8 protein-coding genes are annotated in these 8,736 nt (G+C 36.0%); 4 read left to right on the top strand and 4 right to left on the bottom strand.

Going from position 1 to position 8,736, the window contains the following annotated elements:
- Window positions 1-112: 112 nt before the first annotated feature.
- The 4 genes from G7074_RS19180 to G7074_RS19165 form a co-directional block, all read right to left on the bottom strand.
- Window positions 113-1,192 carry a hypothetical protein gene (locus tag G7074_RS19180; protein ID WP_166210619.1) on the bottom strand — a complete coding sequence of 360 codons (1,080 nt, stop codon included), beginning with the start codon at window positions 1,190-1,192 and terminating at the stop codon, window positions 113-115.
- A gap of 156 nt (window positions 1,193-1,348) precedes the next feature.
- Window positions 1,349-2,446 carry a helix-turn-helix domain-containing protein gene (locus G7074_RS19175; protein WP_166210616.1) on the bottom strand — a complete coding sequence of 366 codons (1,098 nt, stop codon included), beginning with the start codon at window positions 2,444-2,446 and terminating at the stop codon, window positions 1,349-1,351.
- A gap of 11 nt (window positions 2,447-2,457) precedes the next feature.
- On the bottom strand, window positions 2,458-3,543 hold the full coding sequence (locus G7074_RS19170; RefSeq protein ID WP_166210613.1) for an AraC family transcriptional regulator: 1,086 nt from the start codon (window positions 3,541-3,543) through the stop codon (window positions 2,458-2,460).
- 195 nt (window positions 3,544-3,738) lie between these two features.
- A complete protein-coding gene (locus tag G7074_RS19165) occupies window positions 3,739-4,599 on the bottom strand; it encodes an AraC family transcriptional regulator (protein WP_166210610.1) in 861 nt (286 codons plus the stop codon).
- Between the two features lie 590 nt (window positions 4,600-5,189).
- On the opposite strand from G7074_RS19165, the gene G7074_RS19160 reads away from it, so the two are divergent.
- The 4 genes from G7074_RS19160 to G7074_RS19145 all read left to right on the top strand — a co-directional run bounded on the left by G7074_RS19160 (window position 5,190) and on the right by G7074_RS19145 (window position 8,446).
- Window positions 5,190-6,047 (top strand): AraC family transcriptional regulator, encoded by an 858-nt coding sequence (locus G7074_RS19160; RefSeq protein WP_166210607.1) that lies wholly within the window; start codon window positions 5,190-5,192, stop codon window positions 6,045-6,047.
- A gap of 72 nt (window positions 6,048-6,119) precedes the next feature.
- Window positions 6,120-6,473 (top strand): hypothetical protein, encoded by a 354-nt coding sequence (locus tag G7074_RS19155; RefSeq protein WP_166210604.1) that lies wholly within the window; start codon window positions 6,120-6,122, stop codon window positions 6,471-6,473.
- Between the two features lie 249 nt (window positions 6,474-6,722).
- Entirely contained in the window at window positions 6,723-7,595 is an 873-nt protein-coding gene (locus tag G7074_RS19150) for a helix-turn-helix domain-containing protein (RefSeq protein ID WP_166210601.1), read from the top strand.
- A gap of 557 nt (window positions 7,596-8,152) precedes the next feature.
- Window positions 8,153-8,446 carry a hypothetical protein gene (locus G7074_RS19145; protein ID WP_166210598.1) on the top strand — a complete coding sequence of 98 codons (294 nt, stop codon included), beginning with the start codon at window positions 8,153-8,155 and terminating at the stop codon, window positions 8,444-8,446.
- The last annotated feature ends 290 nt before the right edge of the window (window positions 8,447-8,736 follow it).

The raw sequence follows: 8,736 nt of genomic DNA, 5'->3' as shown, positions 1-8,736 counted from the left end.
GGATTGCCAGCCCCATCCTTCCCATCCCAGGGAATCGAATTTAAACCGGTGTTTGCAAACCCAGTAAGCGTTCGGGTTGGGAATTGACTTGGTGTACTTGTACTTACAATATTTATTGTATAGGCCCCAGGAAGATTTGCTTTGAAACTGATTGTCCCCCCTTGTTACTGACCTGACCAGGAGTTCCTTCCACTCCAACAATATCAAGGTCAACAACCTTTGGTTTTAATCTCGGAGTTTTCAACCATGTGCTTCCTCCGGGTACAGCACCGGTTGATGACTGGGGCAGATCTCCGGCGGGTAAGGTGTAGAACATTTTTTGAGTGATGTCTGTTTCTGTATCAGCTGTTCTCGGATCTTTAGTGTGTCCAATAATATTTGTATTGTCTAAGCTTTGGTATATTGGATTCCCGTTTGCATCGACAAACCCCTTGTTGTTGACAAAAAATTCAAAGGCAAAACCATTGCTTCCATTATTGTTGACGCGATACACATAGCCATCATTTGTCAAAACATACATGCGACCATAGAACGCATATCTGGCTTGCCAACTATTGAAAATATCCAGATTCAGAACCTTACTATAAACCCTACCAGCTACAAATCCAGTACCCGTTGAATTCACAACAGAAACATCCCAAGCTGAAATCAGCCTGTCATTATTACCCTGAGTGTTCCAATTGGCATCTGCATCAAGCAAGGCCCTGCCAAGAGTATTATCAGGGCTATTGTCAATTTGACCAAACGGTGCAACAAAATCTACGCTATAAATACCATCCACGGTCACGTTAAAGACCACAGCATCGTATCTACCGGGTAAAGGAAGTCCCGGAATATTTGGGCCGGCAAGTTCTGCAGAGCGGTTGTTTATTCTGTTAGCTGAACTATTGTAAGTGTTTGTAGAGCCGTCGGGTTTAGTCAATATTATTGCACCTTGATTTACCCCCATTACGCTACTTGCCATCGTAATTTTTTCACCTGCCTTAGCAAACACATAATGTGTATTGAAGTTGGCAAATGGTGTTGATACATTTGATGCAGGTGATGACCTAAGCTTCGCTCTCCCTCCCGTTGTTCCGCTGGGATAAAGATCCTTTGAACCATCAGCATAACTCAACTGAGCAGACATCAAAAGAAAAAATAAAAGCAATATTGAGTAATAATATTGACTAGTGAAGCGTTTGCTTTTCATATTTAAACTATATAGTATTTCACTAAATTTTAGAGGCGCAAATATGACCCTCTAAAAGCGAAAACACCTTTTCATCCAACCGGGATATTGTACTTCCCACGGGGATGAATAGCTATTATGATTACCTAGATTCATGTTTTTTAGAAAAAACAGAATTTACTTTTCAGATCTAAATTCGGACGGAGGCATTCCGTAAACAGATTTAAAATGTCGATTAAAAGATACCCTGGAGTTGAATCCACTTTGTTCCGAAATTGAATCGATCAATATGTCGGAGTCCGCCATTAAAAGATTGGCAGCATGCTTAAGCCTGTATCTATTCACATATTGATAGAAGCTCATTTCAAGATTTAAGCTAAGCAGCTGTGTAATATGGTGTCGAGGAACATGCATCAACATAGCGAGCTTATCAAGAGATAGCTCCTTGTCGAGGTAAACTGCCTCGTCCTCCATCAAACTCCTGAGCTTTTCCAAATAGATTTCAAGTTGTTTCTCAGATAAGAGCGATTTTTCATATTTCGGTTTAGATTTAAAACTATAACCATCTTCTTGTCCAATTTCTTTAAATAACGAGTTACTAAGCAAGTCTTTGCGAACCATTTTTTGGAATCGGTGTATGATCCAAATTCCCGAAAACATGCAACAGCATATCAAAAATTTCAGGATTTGGTTTGATGCCTCAAACCGCTTGATTGAATCGGCAAAAAAAGATCCGATAAACATTATTATTGTAGAAAATAACAAAAGCACAAGCCCAATAACGACTATTAGCCTATAGGCTTTATGCTTTCCTGAAACAGGTTTGAAAATAGCATGTATAGAAAAAACCATGTAGCCAGTAAAGGATACCAATGAAGCTATGGCCAAAGATTTCGCAAAACAATTGACAGTTCCTCCTGGAGCATGTAAAAATATTAACAATAAGTAATGCAATAAAAAGAGAAGAAAAAGCGCAGAGTGAATTATAATCTGTTTGCCTGAGATTCGCCTGTTCTGAATAATAAGAACAACATAGTATAAAAATGGTCCATACATCAGGGAAAAAGGTGCCAGCCATTCATAAGGATCTGGCAATTCAAAAAAAAACTGGACAGTAAAAACTAACACCGCATGCAATCCAATATAAAGATTTGAAAACCCCAGCAAATTATTTAATGGTACTTCATTTTTAGATCTCATCCAATCGATAAAAGCTAGCCCAGCAAAAATCATAATAACGAAAAGGAACAACTTCAACAGGGAAACAAAGATCATGGGCTATCCTATTAGCTACAGAAATTATTAAGCTTCATTTTTTGGCAGTACTCTGATGGAACATATCCCGTTATCTCCTTAAAATAACGGATAAAGGAACTTCTGGAATTAAAGCCACATTGATATGCCAGCGATTCCATTTTCAACTTCCCATTATTTGATCTAAGCTGTGTCAAAGCATATTCAATACGGTATTCTGCGATATACCCATAAAAATTTTTGCCCAGATAGAGGTTAAAAACCTGAGATAGGTTATGTTGGGGAATATCAAGTTCGCGGGATAGGATTTCTAACGAAAAATTCGATCGCAGAAAACACTTTGAGCCATCAAAATGCTTCTTTATTCTTTCTTTGTACTCATTAATTTGCTCAGACTTCAATTTCGAATTTGAATAGCCATCTTGGGATACCTGGAAACGGTACACTCTGGAGAGGTTTCGATTCTTTTTTACCATTAAGAAATAAATGGCTATGAACGCAACTGTTATGGACAGTAAGCCATATATCAGAAAGCGGTAGTTAATCTTTAATTCGATGTCCAATACCAACCAACAATAACCTACAAGAAAATAGAGCAAGGCTATAATCAAATAAAAACAGGAAATCATTATTACCAGTTCTGATTCATACCCTAATTTGGTCAGATCTCTGGTTCTGTCCACAATGACACAAATTGAATAGAAAATAAGAGAAGCAGGCACCAAAAACATAGAAATCCAGTACATCTCATTCAGCTCTCCAGCTATGGCTGAATGAGATGCCTGATCAAGTTTCACTACGATATAGAAAACAACATAAACTCCCCCTGGCAATAAATGTATTAAACCCATGGAGTTTTTTTTGTTGTTCGACAATGAATTATTCGCTAAGAAGCAAAGCGGCCCCAACAATAGCCACAGCGGGCTCCACAAAGTATTCAAAATTGTAAATCCGCCTTTAGAAAATCCTACTTTTTCAATAATGTTTATCACATTGGCATTAAACAAAATGCAGATATAAAACCAATACCGATTTTCCGGAATTTTGGATAGCAGACTTTCATAAAACTCGCTGCCTCTATTTAAGTTTATATTTTTGTATGGAAAAAAAGCTTTCATTTCAATTTCTACACAAAACTAAATATTAGTAACAATGGATTTGGTTTCCTGAATACTTCTTTATAAAATCCACAATTGTTTTTATGAAAATAACAATTCTGACAAGTGCATTTGAACAAGTGTTTATATTTTGCTTGCAATACCCACACATATGATTTCAGAAATATGCAAACTAAAAAATTAAATACTCCAGAATTATTCCCGATAAGCCGAAGGAGTAAATCCACTTTTTTCCCTAAAAAAGTTTGAGAAACTGGGTACATCCTTAAAGCCAAGGCTATAAGCGATTTCCTTTATTGATTGTTCAGAAAATCTGAGTTGTTTTTTAGCATCCAACAGTATTCGTTGTCCAATCACCTGATTGGCTCCTACATTCAGGTGTTTTTTACAGAGATAATTAAGGTAGCTGGCTCCGACGTGTAGCTGATCTGCATACCAAGAAACGTTTTTCTGTCTAGTGAAGTGCTGGTTTGCCAATAACCAAAAATTCTTCACGATAATGTTCGCATTCTTAAAAACACTTTCCTTGATGTAAATTTCAGCTTCTTTTGCAATCATTGCAGCAATAATATCCATCCTTACGGATAGGATCTTTTTCCATATTTTGTCCGAATCCAGCAAATGCAACTCATTTTCGATTTTTTTAAATTCCTGATCAACTGCAAAAAACGTAGTCTGATCGAGCTTGAATACTGGATGCAGGTTGTGCCTAATAAGGTGAAATATCCCATTGCTTGAAAAAGTCTCAAATACCTTTTTACCTACTACAATCTTTTGTGCTTCGGTGCCTCTCTCGGTTTCCCAGTGATGACGCTGTCCCGGGAACAAAAAATGTAATTGGCGGTCTCCTATGGTATAATCGACATCATCAATAGAATGAGTACCGCTACCACTGCTGAACAATACTATTATAAAATAGGTACAGTTAATAGTCTTATGGAGGCTATTTCTTTCGTTCAACTTCTCATAAGCAATCTCTTCATCCCCCATCTTTACTTTAGGTTTTTCATTCATTCTTGGCTGCCCACTATTCTGTTCAAAAACTGACTGTATCATAAAACATACTATTAAAGAAAATTACACCGATTAAAAAGCTTGGAGCGCGCATTTTTATAGATAACTTAAATTAGATTTATAAGATAAACTGGATTTGTTGTCCATTGTTATTATTTCAGAGAAGCAAAAAAAAAGCAAAAAAGACTTTTTATAACCACTTGGCATGTAAAGGACTATTGAGCTCATATAGACTTTGGGGCACTGAAAGATTGTTGAAAAAGTTTCCAAAGGATTCAATTTAAAATATGTTTAAATAATACCTATACATGTACCAATTTAGCCCCTACCGTCTTATATCTTTAAAATGATAGAGTATGTTCCCGCTGAAGCTACTTCATTATAAAATAGTCATGGTAGCTGTTCATTTTGTAAAAGTAGGTCGAAAGAAAAAACATTTATTGTATAAATTATAAGAAGTATTGCAAAATTCAGCAATTCAGTTCAATTTCCTGTTTTTGTTTATCACCGTTGAATATCTTTACATCGATACGGATAAGCAATGAAGGCATTTACTTCATTATTATTTTAGCATCAATAGGGAGACGACGGAGGTAAGGTCGGGGATGACCTGCCTCCGTTTATGACCAGTTATGGATAAATTAACTCAACAATATCGATCGCAAAACTTTACTGAAACTCGGTTGGCTACGGATTTGAGTTCAAATCTTATCTACAGGGAAATAAGCGGAGCATCCTACGAATGCTACTGTCCAGCTGAACTGGATCATTTTATCATAATGCTTGTTGAGAACAGAGATGAAATTAACGATGTTAATGGTATAAATCATACAATGTCGCCATTACAGATGCAACTTTATTTTCCTGGTCAAATCCTTTGCAACCAATTGAAGTCTACGACTATAATATATGAAATTTCGATATCCCAGAAGATATTTGAGAGAATTTCAGATTGTTTTAAGCACCCACTCTCGGTACATAAAAAATATCCAACCATTGAGCTTGACCTTGAAACATTTTATAAACTTGTCCATGAATTGAAATGCATAGGCGATGAGATAAAGTCTGGAAACGGCTTATGGGAGGTCATTTATTCTCGTCTGCGTATTACTTCATTAATAATCAGTGGTGAATTACTAAAAATACTGCCCGAAAGTCAAAATAACAACACTCAGGTGCCACTTTTGAAAAAATTCATAGATTTAGTTGGCCAACATTGCATGGATACAAGAAAAGTCAGTTTTTATGCCAATAGCCTATTTGTAAGTGCTAACTACCTTAATATCCTATGTCGCAAGCACTATAACAGAACTGCCAGTTCTGTTATAGCTGATGATTTTATCCAGACTATCAAAAACCATCTAGTTTCAAACAAAAAGTCTATAAAAGAAATAGCTATTGACTTAAAATTTTGTGATACAGCATCTTTTTCAAATTTCTTCAAGAAACATACAGGTATGTCCCCAAAAATATTCCGAAATCAGAAATAACTTAGAGTATCACTCAAATGACCACAGCGTTTGATACATGTACACACCACTCTCTCTATACTATAAAACCCTATGAACGAATTTTACGAATATACTTATTTTCTAGACGGCATTTCTATATGTATCCTTGAAGCAAAATTCACGGAACAGGTTTCCAAAGCCGCTAAATATCAATGGTTATTGATCTATAAAAACCCCCTAAAGATCACCCCCCTCACCTTCCATGCAATGGATTCTTCCGGCAAGATTGAAGAGCGCTTTTTTGATCTCGGCTATTTGAAATTCGATAGTGAAAAAGGGATTTTCATTAAAAAAAACAACAAGGCCCAGCATAATCTACTGAATACCAAACAGGATAATCTACCAGAAGAGATGCGTCGGGCATCTTTGGCCTATTTTAACAAATTCCACATCGAAAATCATTAAGCAGATCATACACTTGGATTGATTCACCGTCGATCTGCATAGTTTTAATATCGCCCTCCGATTTTCTTAACGTGTAACTGGCTTTAGGCTATTTCACAGCTATGGACGTCAGATTGAGCTTCGATCTATTGCAGGAAATTTGAGGACAAAATTATACTTTTGAATAGTCTGTAAAACAGAGGGCTTACAGAAAAAGTAATTGTAAGAGCATATTATTATAGCAGGGATAATATAAATTAAGTTTTATCTATGGAAGATAAAAATAGCCAACTAATACCGATTGAAAAGAATTTGGAAGCTGAAGCTAATATGGCAGAACATATAGCTTGTTTTAGAATGGCAGGATCAAGCCAAATCAACAATTTCAGATCTCCTGATGCTTATGTATTTATTTTTTTCAAAGATGGAGAAGGCTGGCATTCAATAGATTTTGTAAAATACCAAGAGTGTAACTTACAAATTCACATATCCTATCCTGGACAGATACATTCCTGGAATAGTGCGAGTTGTACAAATGGTTATAAATTAATTGTTAGCCGATACTTTGTAGAGAAGTACATGTATGAGATTGGGTTTATAAATTCAAAGATCAACAAATACCCCGTGGTTGACATTATCCAAGATTCTTACAAAAGATTAATAGCTGATCTGACCAGTATTGAAGAAGATCTGTCAAAACCCGAGGTGCAATGGGATTTACTCATTTTAAGAACTCGTTTGATAATAACAACTATTGATCATCTTATGAAAGAGGCTCTTCGCGGTAAAAAAAATAATATGTACAACCCTATTTTACATCGCTATGGCCGCTTAATTGACGAGTATTTTGCCTGTGAAAAGTCAGTAGCTTTTTACGCAAATAAACTTGCCATAACCCCAAATTATCTAAATATGATCTGTAGACAATTCAATGGCCTCAACTCTAAAGCACTTATCGACCAACGCATGCTTTTGGAAGCAAAACGTTTGTTACTTGGCACATCACTTTCGATAAAAGAAATAGGCTATAAATTAGGTTTTGGAGATATCGCGCATTTTTCTTCTTTTATGAGACTAAAGACTGGGTTTAATCCTAAACGATTTAGGGAGACAGCGATTGAGGGAGATTCGTCACTAGGATGATGTTCAGGCAGGCGCTTCTAGTGAGCTTTGAATGCAGTAGATGATCGCCCTAGTTTGGCATCAAATGGAAAAAAGCAACTCTTGAATACCCGTCTGGTGTTAAATTATCTATTGATACTTATGATCTTTACATGATTACGCAATTGTTACAATTGTAAAGTAAGAATTAGTTCATTGCAACTAATGATTATTGCAACTTTTTTCATGAAATCTCTAATAGAAAAAAGATATGGATTAAATATTTTTGATTGTTTAAATTTTATGGTATCCGTCGTTTAAAAACTCAGCAGTTGCAAAAGTGGATTTAAGTATCGCACGGCAGTGAATTTGACAACCCTTACGATTTAGATACATAATTTCACACTTATCTTTATGATTACATAAGAGATGTCCTCCGCAAAAGAAAATAAGCCCAAAAGAGGCCGGATAAATCCGGTTAATAGGCCAGAAATAGTAACTAACATAAAAGAGAAAGATTGTACAATCATAGGCAGGGTGATTTGTCAGAAGGTAGATATCAAGAAAACGAAACCTAAATTATAGTTTCCTGTTTACAAATGATAGATGTTACCGTACTGCCCATAACTTACTCAACAGATGAGATTCTTACTTCTATTGACAAACTGATGAATGAAAGATTGGATGGGCTAGCCTCCGATCTCCAGCACAATCTGGGTAAGGTCTTTGCCCGGGAAAGAGAATATGATGATTTAGTAATCTATTTAAGTTATAATTCGAAATATACTGTTCTATGGGAGATTGTTAATGATGTCCCGGCTTATGTTCAGGGGGAAGTAGCAAAATACTGTGGCGATTTAGGGTATCTTCAGTCGAAAGCAAATGACCTATAGGATTAGTACCTGATTTCTTACTGTAATTAACTTGAAAGTAAATTTAGAATGGGGCTGGATATATCAACCTCATCCATTTTTATCTTCTTTCACAAGGCAGTGATGCAAACTTTGGAGTACTTCTATTACTTGATTTTGGCCCGAGATTTCCCAATGGGTTCCAACTAACTTTGTAATATCGGACTTGTTTTAACCTGTTTCATGAGAATTCAGGTATGCAGACTGTTATTCGGCATACACTGAACCTATGAGCAAATAATCTAACAAATAACCATCTACGGTGTTTTTAT

Origin of the sequence: Pedobacter sp. HDW13 (assembly GCF_011303555.1) — a bacterium.
Lineage (GTDB): Bacteria > Bacteroidota > Bacteroidia > Sphingobacteriales > Sphingobacteriaceae > Pedobacter.
This window is presented reverse-complemented; position numbering and strand designations above follow the sequence as displayed.